Source organism: Pseudomonas sp. S3_C06 (assembly GCF_054667675.1).
The window spans coordinates 5,586,994-5,611,951 of the sequence record NZ_CP162747.1 but is presented as its reverse complement, the minus strand read 5'-3'; the positions used below and the strand labels follow the sequence as shown (position 1 = coordinate 5,611,951).

General features: G+C 57.8%; 16 protein-coding genes. 8 read left to right on the top strand and 8 right to left on the bottom strand.

What is annotated here, in order from left to right; translation table 11 throughout:
- The first annotated feature begins 150 nt into the window (after window positions 1-150).
- A complete protein-coding gene (locus AB4N44_RS24930; RefSeq protein ID WP_150773778.1) occupies window positions 151-462 on the top strand; it encodes an Mpo1-like protein in 312 nt (103 codons plus the stop codon).
- Between the two features lie 14 nt (window positions 463-476).
- Window positions 477-1,067: an HD domain-containing protein gene (locus tag AB4N44_RS24925; protein ID WP_150749272.1), complete on the top strand. Its 591-nt coding sequence runs from the start codon at window positions 477-479 to the stop codon at window positions 1,065-1,067.
- Window positions 1,068-1,183: 116 nt separating this feature from the next.
- Here the strand turns inward: AB4N44_RS24925 and AB4N44_RS24920 are convergent, their stop codons facing one another.
- Window positions 1,184-1,999 carry a UDP-2,3-diacylglucosamine diphosphatase gene (locus tag AB4N44_RS24920; protein WP_095122780.1) on the bottom strand — a complete coding sequence of 272 codons (816 nt, stop codon included), beginning with the start codon at window positions 1,997-1,999 and terminating at the stop codon, window positions 1,184-1,186.
- 134 nt (window positions 2,000-2,133) lie between these two features.
- On the opposite strand from AB4N44_RS24920, the gene AB4N44_RS24915 reads away from it, so the two are divergent.
- Both AB4N44_RS24915 and AB4N44_RS24910 read left to right on the top strand, forming a co-directional pair.
- Window positions 2,134-2,898, top strand: a complete 765-nt coding sequence (locus AB4N44_RS24915) for an AraC family transcriptional regulator (RefSeq protein ID WP_455805247.1) — start codon at window positions 2,134-2,136, stop codon at window positions 2,896-2,898.
- A gap of 183 nt (window positions 2,899-3,081) precedes the next feature.
- Window positions 3,082-3,975, top strand: a complete 894-nt coding sequence (locus tag AB4N44_RS24910) for a DMT family transporter (RefSeq protein WP_160038747.1) — start codon at window positions 3,082-3,084, stop codon at window positions 3,973-3,975.
- Here the strand turns inward: AB4N44_RS24910 and AB4N44_RS24905 are convergent.
- Entirely contained in the window at window positions 3,969-4,256 is a 288-nt protein-coding gene (locus tag AB4N44_RS24905; protein ID WP_460111573.1) for an Rdx family protein, read from the bottom strand. The two genes, AB4N44_RS24910 and AB4N44_RS24905, sit on opposite strands and share 7 nt — an antisense overlap.
- A 71-nt stretch (window positions 4,257-4,327) precedes the next feature.
- On the opposite strand from AB4N44_RS24905, the gene AB4N44_RS24900 reads away from it, so the two are divergent.
- On the top strand, window positions 4,328-6,517 hold the full coding sequence (locus tag AB4N44_RS24900; RefSeq protein ID WP_150749275.1) for a patatin-like phospholipase family protein: 2,190 nt from the start codon (window positions 4,328-4,330) through the stop codon (window positions 6,515-6,517).
- Window positions 6,518-6,660: 143 nt separating this feature from the next.
- Here the strand turns inward: AB4N44_RS24900 and AB4N44_RS24895 are convergent, their stop codons facing one another.
- From AB4N44_RS24895 to recQ, 3 genes are all read right to left on the bottom strand, one after another.
- Window positions 6,661-8,430, bottom strand: coding sequence for a FimV/HubP family polar landmark protein (locus tag AB4N44_RS24895; RefSeq protein WP_460111575.1), 1,770 nt, complete (start codon window positions 8,428-8,430; stop codon window positions 6,661-6,663).
- A gap of 127 nt (window positions 8,431-8,557) precedes the next feature.
- Window positions 8,558-8,992: a MarR family transcriptional regulator gene (locus tag AB4N44_RS24890; protein ID WP_007962151.1), complete on the bottom strand. Its 435-nt coding sequence runs from the start codon at window positions 8,990-8,992 to the stop codon at window positions 8,558-8,560.
- A gap of 402 nt (window positions 8,993-9,394) precedes the next feature.
- A complete protein-coding gene (gene recQ / locus AB4N44_RS24885; RefSeq protein WP_460111577.1) occupies window positions 9,395-11,524 on the bottom strand; it encodes a DNA helicase RecQ in 2,130 nt (709 codons plus the stop codon).
- Window positions 11,525-11,920: 396 nt separating this feature from the next.
- Here recQ and AB4N44_RS24880 point away from each other — a divergent pair, with 396 nt between their 5' ends.
- The 3 genes from AB4N44_RS24880 to AB4N44_RS24870 all read left to right on the top strand — a co-directional run bounded on the left by AB4N44_RS24880 (window position 11,921) and on the right by AB4N44_RS24870 (window position 17,698).
- Complete coding sequence (locus AB4N44_RS24880; protein ID WP_127926266.1) at window positions 11,921-12,508, top strand: UPF0149 family protein; 588 nt, start codon at window positions 11,921-11,923, stop codon at window positions 12,506-12,508.
- Between the two features lie 10 nt (window positions 12,509-12,518).
- Window positions 12,519-12,914 (top strand): YbaN family protein, encoded by a 396-nt coding sequence (locus tag AB4N44_RS24875; protein ID WP_127926265.1) that lies wholly within the window; start codon window positions 12,519-12,521, stop codon window positions 12,912-12,914.
- A 248-nt stretch (window positions 12,915-13,162) separates the two neighbouring features.
- Entirely contained in the window at window positions 13,163-17,698 is a 4,536-nt protein-coding gene (locus AB4N44_RS24870) for an Ig-like domain-containing protein (RefSeq protein ID WP_460107077.1), read from the top strand.
- A gap of 257 nt (window positions 17,699-17,955) precedes the next feature.
- Here the strand turns inward: AB4N44_RS24870 and AB4N44_RS24865 are convergent, their stop codons facing one another.
- From AB4N44_RS24865 to AB4N44_RS24855, 3 genes are all read right to left on the bottom strand, one after another.
- Window positions 17,956-20,187: an autotransporter outer membrane beta-barrel domain-containing protein gene (locus tag AB4N44_RS24865; protein WP_460158134.1), complete on the bottom strand. Its 2,232-nt coding sequence runs from the start codon at window positions 20,185-20,187 to the stop codon at window positions 17,956-17,958.
- Between the two features lie 278 nt (window positions 20,188-20,465).
- Complete coding sequence (locus AB4N44_RS24860) at window positions 20,466-22,397, bottom strand: hypothetical protein (RefSeq protein ID WP_460107079.1); 1,932 nt, start codon at window positions 22,395-22,397, stop codon at window positions 20,466-20,468.
- A 130-nt stretch (window positions 22,398-22,527) separates the two neighbouring features.
- Entirely contained in the window at window positions 22,528-24,564 is a 2,037-nt protein-coding gene (locus AB4N44_RS24855; protein ID WP_238704384.1) for a hypothetical protein, read from the bottom strand.
- Window positions 24,565-24,958: the final 394 nt, after the last annotated feature.

The window sequence follows — 24,958 nt, the reverse complement described above, 5'->3', positions numbered from 1 at the left end:
ACATGAGGGGCCGCATGCTACGGCCTGATTTGCCAAGGATACTAAAGTGGCGCCGATTGTCACTGGCCCACGCCAATGATCACTCTAGACTCAAATAAGCTACCCGCAGAACAACTCGTCGCCAGAACAATAACCACAGAGAACGCGGTCGTGGAAAACATCAAGCATTTCAACAGCTTCGCTGAGTTCTATCCGTACTACCTCAGCGAACACAACAACAGCACCTGCCGGCGCCTGCACTTCATCGGCACCACGTTGGTGATCTTCATTGTCGCGATGACCATCGCCAAGGGCGCCTGGCTGCTGTTATTGGCCGTGCCGCTGGCCGGCTACAGCTTTGCCTGGGTCGGGCACTTCTTCTTTGAAAAGAACCGGCCGGCGACCTTTCAGCATCCGCTGTACAGCCTGCTCGGCGACTTCGTCATGTACCGCGACATGATTCTGGGTCGCGTGGCGTTCTGAATGAGGGTCAGCCAATGAATGCCAATGCCCGCTTCACTCACATGAAGGACGGTACGCAGGAAGACTGGGCGATCATCGCCGCAGATTTCAGTGCCTACGCCAAACAGTTGCCCTCGCGGATCATGACTCACCTGAAATTGCTCGAAGGCGATTTCGGCGGCTTTCCGGTGGATCGCCTGACCCACTCGCTGCAAACCGCGACCCGCGCCTTTCGTGACGGGCGCGACGAGGAATACGTGGTTTGCGCGTTGCTGCATGACATTGGTGACACGCTCGGCTCGTATAACCATCCGGACATTGCCGCGGCGATTCTCAAGCCATTCGTCAGTGCCGAGAATCTGTGGATGGTCGAAAAGCATGGTGTGTTTCAGGGCTACTACTTCTTTCATCACCTGGGCATGGATCGGCATCTGCGCGAGCAGTTCGCCGGCCATCCGCAGTATCAAGCGACCGCCGAGTTTTGTGCCAAATACGATGCGGCGGCGTTTGATCCTGACTATGACACGCTGCCGTTGAGCTTCTTTGAGCCGATGATGGAGCGGTTGTTTGCGCAGCCGAAGAACTCGATTTACAAGGCCGCGATGGAGGAACACTCGCCAGCGTAATCATCCTCGGGAACCGCTGCGCGGTTCATCGCGAGCAGGCTCACTCCTACAGTTGAAATGCGTACCCCTGTAGGAGTGAGCCTGCTCGCGATGAGGCCCTCTCAATCACCAGAGCATTAGGCGAGTTCAGCGACTTTGGCCGCCTTGAGCTCCGCCTCCCGCGCCTGCGCATCTGCCAGTCGATACAACTCGATCGTGCCGTCCCAATGCTCGATCAGCGCTGTGCACGACTCCACCCAATCACCGCAATTGAGGTAATCCACCTCGCCCACCTTGCGGATCTCGGCGTGGTGAATGTGCCCGCACACCACACCATGCAACTCGCGCTTCACGCATTCGTGGGCGATGGCTTCTTCAAAGTCGCTGATAAAACTCACTGCCGTCTTCACCTTGTGCTTCAGATACGCCGACAGCGACCAATAACCGTAGCCATAGCGCGCACGCCAGTGGTTGAGCCAGCGATTGAGGGTCAGGGTGAATTCGTAGGCGGAGTCACCAAGGAACGCCAGCCAGCGGTGATAGCGTGTGATCACATCGAACTGATCGCCGTGAATCACCAGCAGATGTCGACCATCGGCCGTGACATGCACCGCCTCGTCAACCAACTGGATGTTGCCCAGAATCAGCTTCGAATAACGGCGCAGGAATTCGTCGTGGTTGCCGGTGACATAAATCACCTCGGTGCCGCGCTTGCTCATGGTCAGCAAGCGGCGGATCACGTTGGTGTGCGCTTGTGGCCAGTACATGCCGCCGCGCAGTTTCCAGCCGTCAATGATGTCGCCGACCAGATAAATCCTGTCGGCGTGATAGCCCTTGAGAAATTGCGACAAGTGCTCGGCCTGGCAATCGCGCGTGCCCAGGTGCACGTCGGAGATCCACAGGGTGCGCACGCGTTGTTTACGGCTGGGTCTGGCGAGCTCGGCGCTGGTCATGGGCAACCCTCTGCGATGTTTTCGCCACTCTGCGCCTGCCCGGTTAATCGACCATGACAAGTGCGAGTCAGTCCTGTGACAACGCAATCTGCGTGCGCCGGTGTAGACTGGCGACCTGCCCGGAGAACCTTGCCATGCGCCCGATCCTCACCCTGCGTCAGTACACCCACGATTTGATTGTGCATAGCCACGAGCACGCGCAACTGGTGTTCGGGCTGTCCGGTGCGCTTGATTTCGAGGTCGAGGGTTGCGGCAGCCAGGTGCGTCAGCAGAGTTTTGTGGTGATTCCGTCCGGTGCGCATCACGCTTGCGGCAGCCCCGACGGCAGCCGCTGTCTGGTGCTCGATATCCCTGAAGGGCCATGGGTGACCGATTCACTCGGCGAGCATGCCGAGGCCAGTCACCGCCTGCTCGATCAACCTGCGCGCCTGTCACTGGATTCGCGGCAAAGCCAGTTGGTCAGCTGGCTGGCGAACAGTCCGGTCAGCGATCCGTTGATCGCGCAGCAAGGCGCGGTGTTGCTGCTGGCCAGCCTCAATCATGCGCAGCCTGGCGAACTCGTCGCGCGTCGCCTGCCCTACGCCGCGCTGGATGCGCACATCGAGCAAAACGCCGCTTATCCGCTGCAAGTCGCCGATCTGGCGCGCGTGGCCGGGTTGTCCAGCGCGCGCCTGCATGCACGGTTCATGGCCGAATGCGGGCAGACGCCGATGGATTACATCCGCAGTCGGCGCCTGCATCTGGCGGTGCAAATGCTGCGCGACACCGCACTGCCGATTGGCGAGATTGCCAGTCGCGTCGGCTACAGCTCGCAGAGTGCTTTCTCGGCCGCGATCCTACGTGAGTTCAGCGCATCGCCCGGCCAGCTTCGGCGCGATTCCGGCGACAAAAGACGATAGTCTGCCGACAGACTTGTAGGCCGATACAGGGTTCAATGGACTTATTGATCGTTCCCGCGCTCCGCGTGGGAATGTAGCCCGTGACGCTCCGCGTCACTGGACGCAGAGCGTCCCTAGAGGCATTCCCACGCAGAGCGTGGGAACGATCAATCACAAGAAACCGTGTCTGGATTAAGGATGGCAATGACTCCGCGTACCGCCCTCGGCGCTCTGCACATCGGTGCTTTGATGTTTGGCCTGACCGGTGTGTTCGGCAAACTCGCTGCCGCCTCCCCCGCTGTGATCGTCTTCGGTCGTGCTGCGTTCGCCGTGCTTGCCCTGGCGTTCTTCGCCCGTTTCGCCAGCCAGAGCGGCTGGCAGAAACTGCAGGCCGTGGACTGGCGGCGTCTGGCCCTCAGCGGTGTGTTGCTGGCCGGGCACTGGGTGAGCTTCTTCATCTCGGTGAAGGTCGCCGGTGTCGCCATCGCAACATTGGGCTTTGCCAGTTTCCCGGCCTTTACGGTGATTCTTGAAGGGCTGATTTTCCGCGAACGCATCCGCGCCAATGAAATCATCCTCGTTGTCTTGGTAACGGTTGGTCTGGTGCTGGTAACCCCGGCGTTCGATCTGGCCAGCGGCGCAACCACCGGCCTGCTCTGGGCAGTGTTGTCAGGCCTGCTGTTCTCGCTGCTGTCACTGACCAACCGCGCCAGCTCCGGGCGCATCCCAGCGGTGCAAGCGGCACTGTGCCAAAACGTGGTGGTGGCGCTGTGTCTGCTGCCGGTTGCGGCGCCGCAACTCAGCGAAGTGCGCGCACTGGACTGGCTCTGGATCGGCTTGCTCGGGGTGTTCTGCACCGGCGTCGCTCATAGCCTGTTCGTCGCCAGTCTGGCGGTGATCAAAGCACGCACGGCGGCGGTGGTGTTTGCCATGGAGCCGGTTTACGGCATTACCATCGCCTGGCTGCTGTTCAACGAAAACCCGACGCTACGGATGTTGATGGGCGGCGCACTGATCATCATCGCCATCGTCGTTTCCGCGCGGATGTCCGGCAGCGCCGACAACAAAACCGTCGCCGCCGAGGCCGCGTCTCACTGAGTGCGGTCGTTGTGACCGAGGTCGCGGTCAGGATCGATCTGATCGCGAACTCGCTGCTTCAGCACCTTGGCTTCCGAAAAGCCGCCGTCAGCCTTGCGCTCCCAGATCTGCACGCCCGCGCAGGTAATCTGAAACACTCCGCCGGTGCCCGGCACCAACGAGACTTTGCCGAGGTCATCAGCAAAGGTGCTGAGCAGTTCCTGCGCCAGCCACGCGGCGCGCAGCAGCCACTGGCATTGGTTGCAATAGGTGATGACAACTTCTGCTTTTGCGACAGTCATGTTTGCTGAAACTCCTGAGACAGAGGGCGCCGCTATAATAGCCGGCTTTAATGCTTGCCCCGAGACTCACAATGCGCCGTCTGCTGTTCTGCCTGCTGCTTGGTTTCCTTCCTCTGCTTGTCCATGCCGGTGAAGCTTCACGGCCAAAAGTCGGCCTGGTGCTGTCCGGCGGTGCCGCGCGCGGGCTGGCGCATATCGGGGTGCTCAAGGCCCTGGAAGAGCAAGGCATCAAGATCGATGCGATTGCCGGCACCAGCATGGGCGCGGTGGTCGGTGGCTTGTACGCCTCGGGTTACAAGATCGATGAGCTGGAAAAACTCGCGCTGAACATCGACTGGCAAGCCGCGCTGTCCGACGCCCCTCCGCGTGAAGACGTGCCGTTTCGGCGCAAGCAGGATGACCGCGACTTTCTGGTCAAACAGAAACTCAGCTTTCGCGACGACGGCAGTCTCGGCTTGCCGCTGGGCGTGATTCAGGGCCAGAACCTCGCGCTGCTGCTGGAAAGCCTGTTGGCGCATACCAGCGACACTCGGGATTTCGACAAACTGCCGATCCCGTTCCGCGCCGTGGCCACCGACATCGCCAACGGCGAAAAAGTGGTGTTCCGCAAAGGCCACTTGCCCCAAGTGATCCGCGCGAGCATGTCGATCCCGGCGGTATTCGCCCCGGTCGAACTCGATGGCCGTCTGCTGGTGGACGGCGGCATGACCGACAACATTCCACTCGATGTCGCGCGTGAGATGGGCGTTGACGTGGCCATCGTCGTCGACATCGGCACGCCGCTGCGCAATCGCAAACAACTGACCACCGTGGTCGATGTACTGAACCAGTCGATCACCCTGATGACGCGCAGCAACTCCGAAGAACAACTGGCGGCCCTGAAGCCTTCCGATGTGCTGATCCAGCCGGCGCTGGCGGCGTTCGGCGTCACCGATTTCGGCAAGGCTCAGGAGATGATCGACGCCGGTTACCGAGCCACCCGAATCCTCGACGCACGCCTCGCCGTGCTCAAACCCGTCGACTCTCAGGACGCCGAACTCAACGCCGCGCGCTCGCCGGGTCAACGCACGCCGATCATCACCGCGATCCGCGTCGAGAACGACTCGAAAGTCGATGACGACGTGATCCGCTACTACATTCGCCAGCACATCGGCGAACCGCTGGATCTGGGGCGTCTGCATTCGGACATGGGCACCTTGTACGGCCTCGATTACTTCGAGCAGGTGCAATACCGCGTGGTGCACAAGGGCCAGGATCACACGCTGGTGATCAGCGCCCGGGGTAAACGCAGCGGCACCGATTACTTGCGGGTTGGCCTCAATCTGTCGGATGACATGCGCGGCGACAGCGCCTTCAACCTCGGCGCCAGTTACCGCATCAACGGCATCAACCGCCTCGGCGCGGAATGGCTGACCCGCGCGCAAATTGGCGACAAACAAGAGCTGTACACCGAGTTCTACCAACCGCTGGACGTCGGCTCGCGTTACTTCGTCGCGCCGTACGCCTCGTTCGAAGCGCAGAACGTTGAAGCCGTGCTCGACAACGATCCGATCGCGCAGTATCGCGTCGAGCGCTACGGGTTCGGCCTCAACTTCGGCCGACAGATCGGCAACAACGGCGAGGTGCGCTTCGGTGTTGGCGAGGCTTGGGGCAAGGCCGATGTGCGCATTGGCGATCAGGATCTGCCGAGTGAAAACTTCAACGAAGGCTTTTACGCGCTGAAGTATTCCTATGACTCACTGGATAACGTGTACTTCCCTCACGAAGGCAAGGACGTCAGCCTGACGCTGACGCAGTTTGAACCGGGCCTGGGGTCGGACACGCGCTATCGACAGTGGGACTTTAAAATCGATAAAGCCATGAGCCATGGCCCGGATACGCTGATTCTCGGCGGGCGCTACGGGCGTACGCTGGATGATGCCAACGTGGTGACCTCAAGCTTCCTGCTCGGCGGTGCGCGGCAGTTGTCGGGCTTCCGTGAAGACGCGATTTCCGGGCAGAACATCAGCCTGATGCGCGCGGTGTATTACCGCCGTCTGACGCCGCGCTCGTATCTGCCGCTGGACTTCCCGCTGTATGCCGGCGCCTCGCTGGAACGTGGACGAGCGTGGAACAACGACAATGAGTTCGACAGTGGCTACATCAACGCCGCGAGCGTGTTCATTGGCTTTGACACACCGCTGGGGCCGTTGAATTTCAGTTATGGGTTGAATGATGCGAATGAGCAGGCGGTTTATCTGAATCTGGGGCAGACCTTCTGACCGGGGTCAGGAATTGGTGTTGTCTGACCGTCAGTCTTCGCGAGCAGGCTCGCTCCCACAATGGTTCTGCGAATACAGTTCAAATATAGGAGCGAGCCTGCTCGCGAAGACGGTATCAGATCCACCGCAAATCGATCAGGGGTTCAGCGAATCCCCGCCAGCAACGTCCGCGCCGTTTGCTTCAAAGGCTCATCGCCCTCTTTGAGCAACTCATTGAGCAACGCAATCGCACTGTCGATATCGCCGTCGTCAATGCACGTCTGCGCCTGTTCGAGCTTGCCGGAGTTTTCGTCGTGTAGCGGCTCGGGTTCCTGCAAGTCCAGCGGTTGCAACGCCAGTGAAGGCTCGGCATCGGCAAACTCATTGAGAAAATCTTCATCCAGCGGCCCGGCGTCCGGTTCAGGGATCCACTCAAGCTCAGGATCTTCGCTGGACGCTTGCGGCAATTCAAAGTCCTGTGGCAGCACTTGCAGACCGGAGCCGAGCGCCGAGGTGTCTGCCGCTGGTTCAGTAGTGGCCGTGCGGCTGTCTTCCAGATCCCAACTGGAATCCATCGACAGCTCGCCCAGATTCAACTCGAAATCAGCTTCAGCCGCCGGTTGTGCTGCAATAACAGGAACCGCCGCCACGATCGGCGGCACAGCGGCCAACGCTGCGGTAACCGCGAGTTTCGGATGTCGGGCGCGAACATCCTGCAACGTCTGGGTATCCACGCCCTGCTCACGCAAATGACTTTCCTGTTGTTCATACGCGGCGCTGTCACCCTGACGCCCCAGTACTTCAAGCAACTGCAAACCGATGTCGGTGCGCTCCGGTTCCTTGTGCAAGGCATCGCGCAACAATCCGGCGGCTTCGCCCAATCGGCCATACGCCAGATAGATCCCCACCGCCTCCAGCACATCGCCCGCCGCCGGTTCTTCGCGGTGTTGGGCTGAAGCATGGGTACTGACGGGTTCTGCGCTTTCAACATCAGCTACGTCCGGCTCACGCCCCTGCGGCAAAAGCGGCAGCGGCTCGTCAGTCGGTATCTGTTGTTGCCGTCGACGGTGTACGAACAACCCGGCCAAGGCCCCCAGCAACAGCACCAGGCCACCGAGCAATGGCCAGTTCAAACCGTCATCTGTGGACTCAACAGGTGCCACCACCGGGACAGGTGCAGGGGTTGCCTCAGTCGGTGGCGGTGCTTTCCTGAGTTCGACCAATTGCGTTTGCAGGTCAGAAATCTGCTTCTTGCCAGCGGCAATCTGCACATCCTGCGTTTGCAGTTTGGCGTTCAGCTCATCGACGCTCTTTTGCAATTGCTGATTCAGCAACACACTGGCAGCCAGTTGCTCGGCCAGTGCATCGTTGGCGGGCGGGGTCGCAGGCGTGGGTGCTGGCACGGTATCGCGCTTGGCTTGAGGCGCCTGTGGTGCAGCAACGGCAGGTTCGACGGTGGGGAATTCGGAGGATTGCGCACGCGGATCCGGCTCATCAGTGGCCGGTACGATACCCCGTGAACCCGGTGGATCGATCAATACCGTGTACTCACGCAGCAACCGGCCATTGGGCTGATTGAGCTGCACAAGGAAATTCACAAAGGGTTCGTTGACCGGTTTGCTGGATGTCACCCGAATCATCTGGCGATTGCCATGCAGAATCGGAATGAACTTGAGGTCGTTGAGAAAAAACACCCGCTCGACCCCGGCCTGAGCGAACTCGTCTGCCGTGGCCAGGCTCACCGAAAGATCGTTTTGCGTCAGCCCACCGACATCGATCAGGGCGATGTCGGCCTTGAGCGGCTGGTTGAGGCCTGAATGAACAGTGATATCGCCCAGCCCCAAGGCCATCGACCCGGCCGAATAGCTGAATATGCCAGCGACCAGCAACCATTTGGCGCCACTGCGCAGTACCACGTGCCGACTTGCGAGCATGAGCATCCCTTAAATAAGCAAAACCGACTTCTATGCGTTCGCACATCCGGTACGAACACGATATTGCCCAGTAGTTCTTATAGTCGGCTCAGCGCGATCTCTCAAAGATCCGGCACGTGGATGTGCCTCAAGATTTTTCCAGGTTAGCCAGAATGTGCCCGTGAACCCGCATGCACACCTTTAAATCCGCTTCGTCGACGCCTTCGAACAATTCGTGGCGCAGTTGCGTGGCAATGGTTTCGATTTGTTCGATCAGCGGCAGGGCCGGTGCGCAGAGGACGATCTTTTTCGCCCGGCGGTCTTCCATCACGGACTGGCGTTGCACCAGGCCCTGACTTTCCAGACTATCGAGCAAGCGCGCAAGAGTCGGACCTTCGACGCCGACGCTCTGCGCCAGCTCGCGTTGGGTCGGTGCGTCTTCAAAACGCGCCAGATGCAGCAGCACCAGCCAGCGCGCCTGGGAAAGCCCCAACCCGGCGAGGCGTCGATCCAGTTCGGCACGCCAGCCACGCGACATCTGGGCCAGTTGCATGCCAAAGCGGTGTTGATCGGTTAACGGCATAAAACACTCACGGTTAGACTTAAAATAAGAAATTTCTAATTATTAGCCAGCTAAGCATGAGCTGCAGTTATAGGCAAGTGGCGGTCTGTACTGAATCGTTACATCTCGAGGCTCCCTCACCCTAACCCTCTCCCAAAGGGAGAAGGGACTGAATGGGGGATGCTTTAGATATTCAGCGACTTGGAAGTACTTTGCTGAATCCGGAATTGGACGGCCCTCACCCTAGCCCTCTCCCAGAGGGAGAGGGGACTGAATGGGGGATGCTTCAGGGTTACGCCGACCTGATCCTGCTTTACCGAATCCATAATCGACTGGTTCTTTCAGGTCGATGTCAAACCTCAGACGCCTCGGTCGGCCCCCTCTCCCTCTGGGAGAGGGCTGGGGTGAGGGTAGGCGGCCAAATTACATCTCGAATTCCGACTGCAATGCAGCCCGCACGCAATACAGCACGCCTTCCGGCACACGCCCGGCAAACAGCTCCGCAACCTCAGCGACCGATGGCAACTCGCCCTCGCCATCGAGGAACGCGTCCTGCACTTCGCCCATCAACTCTTCCGGCAAGTCCAGCGCTTGCTCCAGCGACAACTGTTGCTTGCCGATGGCTTCGGCAAGCATGGTGTACACATTCTTTTCCGAGCACTGCAACTGACCGGCGATCTGCAACGGCGTCATCCCCGCACGAGCCAGCGTGATCAGCTCGTGGCGCACATCGGCCACCACTTTCGGCGCCTCGACCTCGCCGCCGAGTACTTCGAGGAAGGCATCGCCGTAGCGCTCCAGCTTGCGCGCACCGACGCCGCTGACCCGGGCCATTTCCGCCAGCGAAGTCGGTTGGCTGCGCAGCATTTCCAGCAACGTCGAATCGGGGAAGATGACGTACGGCGGCACACCATGTTCTTCGGCCAGTTTGCGGCGCAGCGCGCGCAAGGCTTCCCACTGTTCGCGCTCTTCGCCGCGCACCAGTTGACTGGCCGGGCTCTTGCTGCCGCTTTTGGCGGTGACTTGCGGCTTGAGGTCGCGGCGCAACTCCAGGCTCACTTCGCCCTTGAGCAGCGGTCGGCAGCTATCGTTCAATCGCAGACCGCCATAACCTTCGTGGTCGACATCCGCCAGACCTCGCGCCACCAACTGGCGGAACAGCGAGCGCCACTCGCTTTCGCTTAACGCCTTGCCGACGCCATACACCGACAGATGCTGATGACCGAAGCTGCGGACTTTTTCGTTGTCCTTGCCCAGCAGCACGTCAACCAGATGACCGACGCCATAACGCTGACCGGTACGGAAAATCGCCGACAATGCCTGACGCGCCGGCTCGGTGGCGTCCCAGGTCTGCACGCCATCGACACAGTTGTCGCAATGGCCGCACGGCTCGGGCATGTCTTCATCGAAGTACGCGAGCAGGGTCTGACGACGGCAACGGGTTTCTTCGCACAGCGACAGCATCGCGTCGAGCTTGTGTTGCTCAAGGCGCTTGTGCCGCTCGTCGCCTTCGGAGTTCTGCAGCATCTGCTTGAGCATCACCACGTCTTGCAGACCGTAGGCCATCCACGCATCCGCCGGCAGACCGTCACGGCCGCCGCGCCCGGTTTCCTGGTAATACGCCTCAAGGGATTTCGGCAGATCAAGGTGCGCGACGAAGCGCACGTTGGGCTTGTCGATGCCCATGCCGAACGCCACGGTGGCGACCATGATCAGGCCTTCCTCGTTGAGGAAGCGCTTCTGATTGAAGGCGCGCAGATCGTTCGGCAGACCGGCGTGGTACGGCAGCGCCGGGAAGCCCTGCTCGCTGAGGAACGCCGCGACTTCCTCGACTTTCTTGCGCGACAGGCAATAAACGATGCCGGCATCGCTGCGCCGCTCGGCCAGGAACGCCAGCAACTGCTTGCGCGGCTGCTCCTTGGGCACGATGCGGTAAAAGATGTTCGGACGGTCGAAACTCGACAGGAAGCGCTCGGCATTCTGCAGATGCAGACGGGTGACGATTTCTTCGCGGGTACGCTTGTCGGCGGTAGCCGTCAGGGCGATGCGCGGTACGTCGGGGAACATCTCGGCCAACTGGCCCAGTTGCAGGTATTCCGGACGGAAATCGTGGCCCCATTGCGATACGCAGTGCGCTTCGTCGATGGCGAACAGCGCAATGTTCAGACCTTGCAGGAATGAGAGCATGCGCGGCTGCACGAGGCGCTCGGGCGCCAGATACAACATCTTCACTTCACCGCGCTTGATCCGCGCCGCAAGGTCACGCTGCTGCTCGGCGCTCAAAGTGGAGTTAAGCGCTGCGGCGGCCACACCGAGTTCTTCGAGGGTGGCGACCTGATCGTCCATCAGCGCGATCAGCGGCGATACCACCACCGCCAGGCCATCGCGCAACAGCGCCGGTACCTGGAAGCACAGGGATTTGCCACCACCGGTAGGCATCAGCACCAGCGCATCACCGCCGCTGGCCACGCGCTCAATGATTGCACCCTGACGGCCACGGAAACTGTCGTAGCCGAAGATGTCCTTGAGGACGCGTTGAGCCTGTTCGAGCATAAAAACTCCAAAAATCTACCAATACATCCCTGCGCAGGCTGGTTCAGAACAGCCGGGGCTGCTTAAACAAAACGTAAGAGCGCATTGCACGGCAGCCGCAAGGCGGGCAGGGATCGCAAAACGCGGCAGTATACCCGAGCCCTTCCCTGCACAGGGTGCCGCTGATAAGACACTGATAAACCTGCCACACACAAAACCCTGTGGGAGCGAGCCTGCTCGCGAATACGGTAGGTCAGTCGATACAAAGGTGCCTGATACGCCGCTTTCGCGAGCAGGCTCGCTCCCACTGGTTTGGCATGCGGCCCGGCAATTGCGGCAAATCTGCCATGCGGCTGGCTTGAGCGCGCAAGAAGGCCTAGAATTCCCGCATTGTTTATTCCCCAAGGTAGCCCCGTAATGTCCTTCGCTGAGCAACTGACCCGCCTGCAAGTTTTCCTCGACGCCGACGAGCTGCATGACGAGGCGCTGGATTACGTGGCCGCTCACGGCTACCTCACCGCCCTGTCGATCTGCGCCGAAGACGTGCCGGAGCGCGAGTGGATCGACGCGCTGTTCGCCGAAGAGCCGCATTACAGCAGCGACGCCCAGCGCGAAGAGATCGAAGCCACCCTGATCGGCCTCAAGGCGCACATCGCCCGTCAACTGGCTTCGGATGAAGAATTCGAGCTGCCGTGCGAACTGGATCTGGGCGACGATCCGGACGATTCCGAACTGCGCGGCTGGTGCATTGGCTTCATGGAAGGCGTATTCCTGCGTGAAGCGGCGTGGTTCGAAACCGCCGAAGAAGAAGTCAGCGAAATGTTGCTGCCGATCATGGTCGGTTCGGGCCTGTTCGACGAACAGCCAGAATTCGAAGACATCGCCAAAGACGCCAACCTGATGGACGACATGATCGTGCAGATTCCGGAAGCCCTGACCGCGCTGTACCTGCTGTGCCAGGCACCCGACGAAAAACCGGCGATCCTCAAGCCACGTCACCACTAAGATCCGGCCTATGGACAACCCCATAGGCAACCGCCCCCTGATGTTGCGCTACTTCCTGCTGGCCGTCGGCTGGCTAAGCGTGGCATTGGGGGTGATCGGGATCTTCCTGCCCGTCCTGCCCACCACCCCTTTCCTTCTGCTCGCCGCAGCCTGCTTCGCGCGCAGCTCTCCGCGTTTCTATCAATGGCTGGTCGAACATCCACGGCTGGGGCCATGGATCCGCGATTACCTCGACGGCAACGGCATTCCGCTCAAGGGCAAGGTCTACGCGATCGGGCTGATGTGGGCGAGCATTCTGTTCTCGTGCTACCTCGTGCCACTGCCGTGGGCGCGGGGTTTCATGCTGACCAGTGCGGTGTTGGTGACGATTTATATCGTGCGTCAGAAGACACTTCGCAAGCCTTGAACGCCGCTGAATTACGAGCGGGAAACGGTGCCTCGTTGATACCACTCGTCTGATTCCCACATGCACCTGTCAGATCTGACAGGTGCGCAAACCGATCCACACAGGTTCAATCACTCCATCATCCGACAGGAGTGCATTTCCATGTTCGCCAACGCCCCCGAGCCTGAAAGGTCCCTGATCCTCACTGGGCCTGATTTCACCGGTCGTCGCCACGCGACGCCTGAATGCTCTTCAAGAGGACTTGCCTGATGCCTTCTCACAAGAATTTTCGCTTCCCTCCCCTCACGGAAAGCACCGCAACACTGGCACTGCGTCCCCTGCTGATTCCAGGAATGGTCGAGCCGGTGCAAGACGGCGATGGCGGGATCAGCATCAAGATCGCCACCGATGACCCCAACGGCTTGCAGTGCGTCATCAATCCTTATCTGCCTCCCATGAGCGACGGTGACAAGCTTGAGATCTATGCGAACAACGAGAAAGTGCTCGAACGATTCGTTGAGGCCGACGAAGTCAACCAACGGGTGTTCTTTTATCTGCCGACGCCTGTCGAGTCGGGGTGGATTGAAAACTGCCACTATGTGCTGACCCGCGTGGACGCAACTGAACCCGACCCACCCTCGGCGGCCTTGCGGATATGGGTCAAGCTTGACAGGCCGGGAGATCGTGACAAGGAACCGCATTTGCCCGACGGCCATTCAGAGTTGAACATCGTGCAACTGCCGCCCGAGTTGGTCGAACAGGGCGTGATAGACGCCGAATGGGCTAAAAAAGGTGTGCTGGCCACAATCCCTCATTATGTGTTTTGCACGCGTAACGATCAGGTCCGTTTAAAGCTGGACGACTATTCGCTTCCTGCGCACCGCATCACGCCGGCGCAAGCCGACGGCCAGCAACCGATCGAGATCCTCATTGATCAGGACGCCATCCTCGGTGCCGGCGACGGTCTCAGACGGGAAATCAAGTACGACATCAATGACGAAGTCTGGAACTGGGCCGACCGCCACTCCAAACGCACCTACATTAATGTGGACGCGGGGGGCGGGCGCCTGGAGGCCCCGATCATCAAGGAAGCCATCCACGGCGTCATTACCATCAGGGATCTGAACAAACTGCCGGTGACGATACAGATCCATGTCAGCAGCGAGTACTTCGCTGTGGGCGACAGCGTGAAAATGACCTTCATCGGCACGCCGCCAAATAACGGTGAGCCGATCATCTGCAGCGAAACCCGCGACATTGATAACGTCCCCTCAGTGCTGGAAATCCCGGTGCCCTATGAGTTGATCAGGGCCATCGCCCAGGGTCGCGCCGATGCGTCTTATATCCGCTACAAAAAGGACGGGGGCGACCCGGTGTCTTCCAAGCGCACCATTGCGCGGGTAGAGGGCGACGTCAACATCCTCCCGGAGCCGAGCATTCGAGAATTGATCGGCGATACCCTCGAACCGGACGAGCTTTACGCCACTGTCGACGTGCGCTACGACATGAAAAATGGCGACTTGATCTGTCTGAGATGGACCGGCATCAAGTCCAATGGCGATGACTATCTGCATGAAGTTCCGCATATCGTCAGCGACAACGAAGCCAAGGAAGGCCTGGTCACGTTCTTCATCGATTCCGAGCACATCAGTGTGCTTGATAACGGCACGCTCGACCTTTTCTACGTGGTCGCGAACGATGCACCCGGCCTCCTCGACATCAGGGAATCCGAGCGGTTGCTGGCCAGGGTCGAAAAGGCCCGGGCGACGCTGCCGGCACCCGTCGTGGAAGAGGCCGATCCGCCGGGGGATGTGCTGGATCCGTCGAAGGTGTTCGATATTGTCCATGTGCTGATCGCCGAAGCGAACACCCTCAAGGGTGATGTACTGACTTATTACTGGCGCAGTCCCAATCCTTTTGCCAGTACCAGCGACTGGCTGCCCATCACCACAGTAACTGCTGGTCAACCGGTACGTTTTCGGGTGGATGCAGAGTTTGTGACGGCCAACATCGGCCAGTACGTGAACGTGCGCTACACGGTATTGCGTACCTCGAACAAACGGTACGAGCACTCGGCCACGCTCAATTTGCTTATAGGAGAACTGGTCGGTGAGTTACCGCCGCCCGAGGTGGTACAGGCGCCCGACAAAATCCTCAACCCGAAGGATGGTTTGAACGGGGTGGACGTCAAAGTCAGCTACCCCAGCATGAACCCGGCTCAGGATATGATCCGTCTGAAATGGTTAGGGACGCCTGGCGCGGGAACCTCAGACGACCTGGAGCTGCCAGGCAGTCCGACAGGCACCGTGCAATTCCATTTACCCCCTTCAGTGATTGGCGCCAATATTGCGAAAAGGGTGATGGTTGAATACGAAGTAACCCGCTATACCCTCACAACGCCTTCGCAAATGCTCGACCTGTATGTTTCAGACTTTCAGGACCCCGAAAACGAACTGCCCCACCCGCGAGTACCCCAGGCACAGGACAACATCCTGGATCTGATGACATTCAGTGGCGATGCTAAAGCCATCCTTGCTATATGGCCCTTTATTGCACTGAAACAGCGCGTCTGGTTCTACCTGACAGGACAAACAACTTCAAGCGCGTCCCTGACTATCCCGCTAATCCCCGGTCGGGAAATAACCTCCACCGAAGTCAGCAGCGGCCTCAACGAAACCTTGCTCAGAAGCGAACTGATGAAACTGGGCCACTCCACGCCCGCCAGTTTGATCTGCAAAGTGACATTCGATGGCAGTACCGAGGAGGGCACTGCCTGCGTATTCCCACAACTGCCCCTGACCATCAGAACCCGCTACGACTACGTGCAACCGGTCATCACCGGCGTGACGGACTCGCGGGGCGATGTCGAAGAGGCTGGCAAAACCCGCGATGAAAAGGTCACCGTCAGCGGCACCGCTACGCGAGGCGAAACGGTCGAGCTGTTCGATGGACCGACGACATCGATGGGCACGGCGCTGGTGGAAGCCGACAGCACGTGGCGCCGCGAGATCGGTCCATTGACCGAGAAACCCTACAGCATCACCGCCAAGGCCATGTATGACGCCGACCCGGTGTCCAGCGTTCCGCGAACATTCACCGTCAAATTTGCAGAGACCCCGGCGATTCTTTCGGTCAGCGATTCCCGGGGGGATGTCGCTCATGGGACCACCACCTATGACAACAGTGTGCTGATAGCGGGTAGCGCGACGCCAAACCTGCAGGTCAAACTGCTGGAGAACAAACAGCCGCTCATTACCCTTGATGTCGACGATAAGGGTGACTGGAACCACCGCCTCAACGATCTGAAAGTTCGCTCCTACAGCCTCACTGCCGAGGCGTTGTACGAGATTGACCCTGCGACCAGTCCGCCGCGCAATTTTGTCGTGGCACAAGCGGTCACGCCGACGATCTCTCGCGTGACTGACCTGCGCGGTGAAGTCGCCGCCGACGGTACGACCTACTACCGGAGCGTCACTCTGACGGGCAAGGCCAGCCCGAATGAAAAGATTATTCTGCGCAACGCCGGCACGGCCATCGATACGATCGATGTCATCGCCAGCGGCGATTGGGAATACGTTTTCGATAACCTGAGCCTGTCGACCACTTACCGCCTCACTGCGCTGGGCGACTATGGCAGCAATCCAGAGTCGAGCCCGCCCAGAGTCTTTTCTGTTGCAGCCTTTATTTCACCGACGATTACCACGGTCACTGACTCGGTCGGCGCGGTGGGACCGAATGAAACGACTTATGACAACGCGGTCACCGTCGAAGGCGAAGCCACCCCGCGCGAGCAGATCCAGATGTACAACAATGGCACTGCCGTCGGCTCGCCGGTCAACGTCAATGCCGATAAACAATGGACGGCGTCTGTCACTCATTTGACGATCGGCGACCAAAGCCTCAAGGCCCGGGCACTGTATGCCGCGGTTCCGGTGGAAAGCCCGGCGCGAGACTTCAAGGTCGCCGCCCACATCGCGCCGACGCTGACGTCTGTGCATGACGGCGTCAGTGAAATCGGCAATGGTGGAACAACCAAAAAGACCTTGGTCAACTTGCGTGGCAACGTTACGCCCAACCGTGAAGTGCAGGTCTACGACAACAACAATCCAAAGCACACGGTGAGTGCGATCGGCGACGCGTGGAGCACCACACTGGCGGTGCTTGAGGGTGGTCATTCCTTGAAAGTCAAAGCTGTCAGCACCGGCCAGGAGTCTCAGCCAGCTCGTACCTTTACGGTACTGCCGGTGATACCGCCGCTGTACTTCAATACCACCCCCGTAACCTTGAGCGGCAGGATTTATCTCATTCCGGGAAGCCCTGTATTGCCAGCCTTCGGCCCAGGCACTTCGGTGCAGCACCAGGCGAGTGGTGGCCAACCTCGCTACACTTACAGCACCAGTAATGACAACGTGGCTGACGTGGATTCGCAAAGTGGACTCGTCACTGCGCGAAGTAACGGCAGTGCAACGATTTCGGTAACGGATCAGGCGGGACAAAGGAAAAGCTATTTGGTGACGGTAACAGCGGTTACGCAATGTTATGGATTAAGCTCAAGCTCGATAACCGGGGTAACTAATGAAGCAAGAAGTCGAGGTCTGAGGTTGCCTTCTATGGGCGAGTTACGGGCAATAAGCAGTGCTTTCGGAAATCGTTGGCCATTGGGTAATTCATTCTACTGGTCCAATGAGCCAATCCTTTACTGGCCCAACCCCAACCCGTTCTATCACTGTAAAAATCTGGTTACAGGGGCAGAAAGAACGATTATGAACCTGAATTCGGTGCCCGGAGTGGGCCTCAAACCTTGAGCATTTCAAATGAGGGCTTGCTCGCAAAGGAGCCATACCTGCCAACAAAAATCCCAAGCCAAACCCGATGAAGGCGCGCCATTGCGCCAAGGAGGGAATCCTTCCCCATGCTGGCGGCAGCATTGGACAGCGGATGGCTTCGGCATCTGGCAAAACCGATTAACAAAAATGACAAGGCCGCTGCTCCTCGACAGAACAGCGGCCGTCGTAAAAGTGTCTCGTTGATTACGAGGCACTTCCCCTTTAACAAGCAGTAGTTAAAAGCTGTACCGCAATCCCAGATTCACACCGTAAGGCTGCTCGATATGCTCCCCATTGGCATAGTCCAGATCAACATGCACCTGCCACCGCTCGGACATCGCCACCGCCACCCCCGCCCCAAACTCCGCCCGAGAGCCGGACAAGTCATTGTTGAACACGTTGTTGTTGACCTTCACTTCGTTGTTGGTCGCAAATTCATAAGCAACCGCCGCGCGCACATAGGGTTGGGCGACAGCGCCGTTAGCGAGTGCGATGTTACGTCCGAACGTGGCACCCGCCTTGCCGAGCAGTGAGCGCATACGATCACCGTCGGCGTCCATGTCGTTGTCCAGCGTGTAGTGTTTGCCCTGGATCTGCACGGCCGACAGTTGCGCGAACGGTTCGACGAAGTAGTCGTTGGCCAGTTTGATATGCCGACCGAACTCGGCAGAACCGCCTACCCCCCAGTTGTCGTAATCACCTTTGGTGCGGCTGCCGTCGCTCAGGTTGACCTTGGACTCGTTGCGAAAGCGGTTGAACTTGAGCACGCCGTCAAAGTAGTAACCGGTATCACTGTCGAGCCAGGTGACATAAGGCCCGACGTAGTAACTTTTCACCGTTCCCGACGTACCGCGATCAAGATCCAGATCGGACTCGCTCGTGCCGGCGAGTACCCCGACCAGCACCTGGCTTTCGCCCAGTCGAGCGTCGGCGCCCAGGGACAGACCCTGTTGCGTCTGCTGATAACCCACGCCCGAGCCATCGGCAACGTTGTACTTGTTACCGTAGGTGCGGATCCAGCCACCGGCCTGGCCACCGTTGAAACGCAATTCGCCCATGCGACTGCGCAACGAACTCAACTCGCCGTACCAGACGGTCGGGGCTGTGTTGAACAAGGCCAGTACCGAGCGCGCGCCGGGGCTGATGACTTCGGTGGTCGGGTCGAGAAACCACTCCTTCGCTCCCCCCTCGATTTCCCGACTGGCCAAACCGTACGACCAGGTCCCGACATCCACTCTCTGATCGCCGGCCAGCGCAAAATTCGCTCCATCGGTTGTGCCGGTACGCACTAGCGTCAATTGCTGAGGCGACGCCGCATCCAGCCCCGAAGCCTTCACCGCGAGATCGAACTGCCCCTCTGACTGACCAAGAACATTGAGGAAATCACTCTGCCCGTTGGCAAAATCACCTTTCATCTCAAACGTGCCGGTACCGGCAAGTGCGCCGACCGTCAGTTGATAGTAGGTTGTGGGTGCCTGCGCTGCGCCGAAAGTAACCCGGCCGCCCTCCAGGCGCATTGCGCCAACAGAGTCATCGCCGGTCAAGGTCCAGTTTGAAGTGTCATTGATGTTGACGCTGGCGACCTTGTCCAGACGACCGGTGAACTGCGACTGGTTCTGCAAGGTGACGTTGGCCGTCGAGCCGTCCTCAACCAGCATGTCTCCGGTCATATCGCCTCGGTCGAAAATGAAATCAGCCGTGCTGGAACCCGTCACTGAAAAGTTGCCAATCAACGTACTGTTGCCAACCTTTACCGCGGCGGTCGAAGCCTCTTGAACCGCCAGCAATTGATTAGCGCTACCTTGCAAAGTGGAGTTGTTCAGCACCTCGATGCTGACGTCTGCACCACCGGCAACCTCTATCGCCGGCCCATTGCGTCCCTCTATACTGGCACCGTCCAGTACCAGCGTATTGCTGCCTGAAACGGACGAGTCGTTGACCATCCGCACACCCGCCCGGTCGCCGCTGATACGAGTACCGGCTGTAGCGTGCACTTCACCGCCGATCATACTCAGGCCGACACTGCCCGCGGCCTGTCCCGTCACTTCACTGCCGATCAGTATCAGGTTGCTTAACGCGGTTATCTGTATCCCGGCTTCGCCCCCCCTGAATTGACTGTCAGTCGCGGTGACAGTCGACCCTTGCGTCGAAGAGAAAGACCGATTGACCATCATTCCTATCGAGTCGCTGGTGACATCGGCCTGCACAAGATTGCCTCGACTGGCCGTGATGGAAATTCCCTCAATGCCACTTTCAGCATTCACCGTGGCACCATTGATGTTCAGTGTCGATCCGGAAATCACATTCAGGGTATGAGTCATGGCCTGGGCAAGATTCAGTACTCCGTTATTGCGCACCAGGTAATCAGTGGGCGGCACTGTCGAGTCCACATCCAGCGTACTGTTATCGACGATGACCGCGAACGCGGGTGAACCCAACAAAAAAAATGCCGGTATCGCTACCAGCATTCGAAAGCTTCCGGTGGAAGTGATTCTGCAAAATGAAAAGACTTCGGGTTTCATGATTGACTATCCTTCGATTAATTAACTCCGGCAAATTTGTTTACCCGCCAGACAATTCAGCGTCGAACAATACCGAATGCCACAACCCAACCAACGTAGGATTTTTCTGAAGTTCACAGGGTAAAAGTCCTTAAAAAATTCGTAACCATTTTCCACTGGCTACTCGTTAACTATTTAAAAAGGAAGGTACATGCAGTACCTTCCTTGGCGACTTCAGCACCTTCTTAAGGTAGGGGGCATGAACCGCCCGCCGGATCAACCATATAAACCCTTACCACATGTTCTGCAGAGGGTGTGTCGCGCCCATCAATAACAGCCGAGTAGCTTATGCCTCCCCACGCGTTTTCCGTGGTCAGGATCGCCGGATCATAGGGAATCTTTACAATGAACCCGGCGGTTGCTTCCTGACTGGAGGGGGTGTAGGTAACTTTGGCTTGGGTACCGGGTTTAGTTGTGCTTCCTTCGTCAATGTAGCCTTGATAAGTGAACGTCAATTCCTGATTTGCCAATTGGGACTCGCCCCCCGCGACCAATACTTCGACTACTACGCCGGCAACGCTATCCCTTCGCAAGGACAAGCAATTCAGCAAGCCGAAGTCGTCGTCAAGGTGATGGAACTTCACCTCCGGGACGACACCGTCACGAACGAGTACATCAACATCCGTCGCGAGCGAAACATCCACGTTATCGTTTACATCGTGGCTGATCACATAATGGGTCTTGATCGGATTACCGTTACCTGCGTCCTCGAAAACCTTCCATAGAACAGTCCATTCCAAGTCGGCTGGAAGCGTAGCACCGATTTTTACAATCCCGCCGTCTGCCTCGCTTACCGGCTCACCTTTCCAGTAAAGTTGTACTTCGTCATTCTCCTTGGCCTCGGTATAGAGCGTAGCCGTTACAATTACCGGGCCAGTGTTATCAGCCTCCCTCAACTGATTGGGAAGCCCGCCATCGTTGCCTTGTACTGACACTGTTGGCAGATCGGGGTTCGGGTTGCCTGGCTTGTCGGGATCTATTGGCGCGCCTGGCTTGCGCAAATCCACGCTGATGTTGTCCAGCTCGACCGGAACAAGAGGATGAGCGACACCCTTGCGCCGTATCTGATAACTGGCTGTAACAGTCTTCAGGCCGGCATTGCCGTTGAAGACATTGCGGAAGGGCACATCGACATAAAAGGGAAACCCGGGAATCGTGACCGCCGACTGTAACTGGCCATCCCAAGTGACTTCCAACTGATCGCCATCAATGAAGTTGGTGTATTCATCTTTAATCCCGACGCCAATCGGTTGCTGAGCATCTTCCAAATCAATCAGGTTGTCGCTATACAGGGGAATATCCAGCGGCAGCAAACCTGCAGGAGGATCTGTCAGCGTGACGTTCAAGCGCTTATAAGGTGAATGAAGGCTTTTATTGCCCTTGCGATCCGTCACCTGCCAATAAATAGCCCTTACTCCCTCTTCATCGTCCAGCATTGCCGCGGTCAGTTGAAATTCCAGAGGCGTAGCCAGATCCGTACGAGTAATTGTTCCAATCAACGTCGGCAAAGGTACGGAAGTGCCAATAAAACAATCAACCACATCATTGAGCATATGGCCGGCATATTCCTGAACAGTTATCAGCACATGACCATTATCGTCGAGATATTTTTTAGTGATACCGTCACGCTCTACTTCGGTGGGAACATTGACCTCTGTTATCGGCAGCGGCGGGCTTCTGTCAACATTAATCTCCACGGGTGTTACGACACCAATGTTCCCGCCTTGACTGAGGTAGTAGCTCAATTCATGTTTACCCTCTCTGTCGGTCAGGTTGGCCGGCAGCGTCATAGGGATCAAGAGAATGCCAGCGTCAAGAGGCGTGGTGTAGCTATATCGCGTTTGTGGCAACCTCGTGCCATTCCACATCAAATCAATAAGCCCCGGCACGGAGGGTATATCACCTGCTCGTGGAGGCCGAGGTATATTTACTTTCAATTCCAAGCCCTGTAATGAAAGCGGAACCTGATTCTTGCCATCACCGACTTGATCAGGCAGCAAGGGATTATCAGGGTGTATTTGAGGGGGGTCTGCATCCATCTTCGGGGCTGCAAGGCGGATTCTCTTGTAATCCAGTCGACTTTGCTGTGCGGGGGTGAGTTTTTTATAAACGGTCATTTTATCGCTCCTGGAGAAGACGCCCACGCATACGCAACAACGCAGGCATACGTTTGGCACTGGTTAAACTTCTTGCAATTAACAGACACTGCTCAAGTCAGACACGAGAAACGTGGAATTCAAGAACTGCTTATTTCAATAAGCCTGGCAACTTCGCAGACAAGTGTTCTGCAAACTTTTTACCCCATCCGGAATTCTCGCAGGGCGAACCACAGTAATCCTCGCCCTCCTTATCGGAACAGACAATACCGCTGGGCAGGGTTCTATTAATAATGACGAACTCCTCTTTTGAACTACCCACGCCGCCCTTGGCTTTCTTAAGTGTGTAATGACACAGTGCAGAGCCGTCATTCACCATAGGGGCAATCAAACGCTCAAAGTCCGCGACATGCACTTCAAAACCATCACGCGCTTGCGCGTCACTCAATATCGTGGGGAACTTGTCTGTCACTCCGGGAATAGGTTCAGAACCATTCAGTCCTTTAGATCCTTGCCAATGCAGAGTCACTTCATCATCTTTGTCGAAGGCGGCATTCCCCTCGATTTTCACCCAGACCCCTTTCCAGAGTCGCGGACATGCACAACAGTCAAGAACACCATTTTTGTTCGCATGTGGAAAGGATGGCTCCTTCAGGTTTTCGATCACCACAATCGATACATTGACTGATGTTGTCAGAGCCTGTTGCAGATTGACGTTGTTGCTGGTCGTGTAATAGACCGGTAATGCAGGGTTCTCCCGGTCCTGGTCAATGATCGACCAAGGAATGGTGAACGGCACGCGCTTACCGGCTACATCACCGTGCTGAACGATATATTGCGCTGCAGGTGTGGTGATCGCCCCCCAGAACAGGCTGATTGTCTGCCCGGCAAGTGGCGCATCAAACAGCGCGAGAATCCCTTCGGCAGGCTCGCCAAAATCATCCGGCGTCAACGTGTTGAGGACTTTCGAATTGACGCCGTATATTTCTACTTTTGCCAGAGTCGGGTTGAGTAATGCCGGGGCATTGGCATGGTCCTGTCCGGCGAGGGTCAAATCTACCGGGACCCTGGTTTCCAGAGAGGATGGCGTGGTGCCTGAAGGACGTCGCACTTTGTAAGTCACCGACGCCGTCAAGGGCCCCAGCCCCTTAGCTGTCAGGGCTGACCAAGGCACTGGCACGACCACGGGAAAGCGGGAAGGATCAACCGGCACCGGCGCCAGCGGTGTGCCATTCCAGTCGAGCAGAATTTCGTTGTCACTGCCTGGATTGTCATAACGATCGATTTCTACCGTCACGGCACCCTGAGCCACCGCACCTTCACGGGCATGCTGGCGGTCAATCAACCCTCGGTCCGACAAAGGCACGCGAGGCGGTTTGAGATTTCCGGGCGCCGGGAGCAGATCGACAAGCAACTCCAACAGTTCTGATCTGGGGCCTTTATTACCCGCCCAGTCTCGTAGACGGTAATAGATATAACGGGGCCCCTCACCCCGATCACGAATGTCCTGTTCGCGCATAGTGATAAACAGTTCATCACGGTCAATGTCTACCTGACTGAATTCCTGTTCATCAATCTCGGTTTCCGAATCGGAAGGGTTATCCGTATCGGTCCAGAAATAAATGGCTCTGTCCCGGGCTTTTATCCCCACATAACTGCGCACTTGAAAACGAACCTGCCCATGTTCCTTCAAGTAGTCGTCGGTGATAGCGCCGACGACATCGAGCATTTCCAGCAAGGCGGGTTCCTGACCATCATCCGGGGCCACCCTGTCTACAGTAATACGTTTTTTATCGGACTCAGCAGGGTTGCCCCCCTGGATCAGGATGTAAGACAGGTCGTAGATGCCATTGTCCAGATAGTCCCTGGGGACTGATACGATCTTGTCCCCAGGTTCGATGGGTATTAAAAACTTGAATTCATTGACTTCGCGAAAGGCATCCCCAAGCGGGCGAAATCCCACTTTGACAATATCCGGCCCGAGAACAGGATCGGTGGTGAAGCTCCACGCTGGAACAATCAACTGCAGATCACGGTTCAACTCCGTACGCGGCAACAGTCCGTCGGGACTTTCTGCACCGTGTTCGTCCTTGAGAATGACCGGCACTTGCGGAACCGGCAAAGCGGTGACCTCTGATGGTTGCGGATTTGCACTGTGCGGGCCTTGTGTGAGTTCCGGGGGCTGCATGTAGGACGCTCCGCGACAATTAACCAAACGTTGGTGTGCGGTATCAACAGGGTGATACCGCCGCTGCATGGGTTCGATTTAATGCGCAAAGGCGGGCGCTGCCTACTGTCAGAAATTACAGGTTTTGCTACCGTTCGTCGGAATCAATGCTCGTACGCAGGGGGCTTAATCATGTGCGCTTATCAGAAACGTGCAGGCAAAAAATCGAGCTACACGACCTCGCGTCATCGCCTACAGCTACGCCAGAATCCGCCGGGTTGATACAGGTGTGATCAACCGCTGAGTTATTCGGAGTCAGATCCGGCGCTTTCGCGAGCAGGCTCGCTCCCACAGTTAACCGCGCTCCAATGTGGGAGCGAGCCTGCTCGCGAAGACTGACGGAAGAACAACGCCC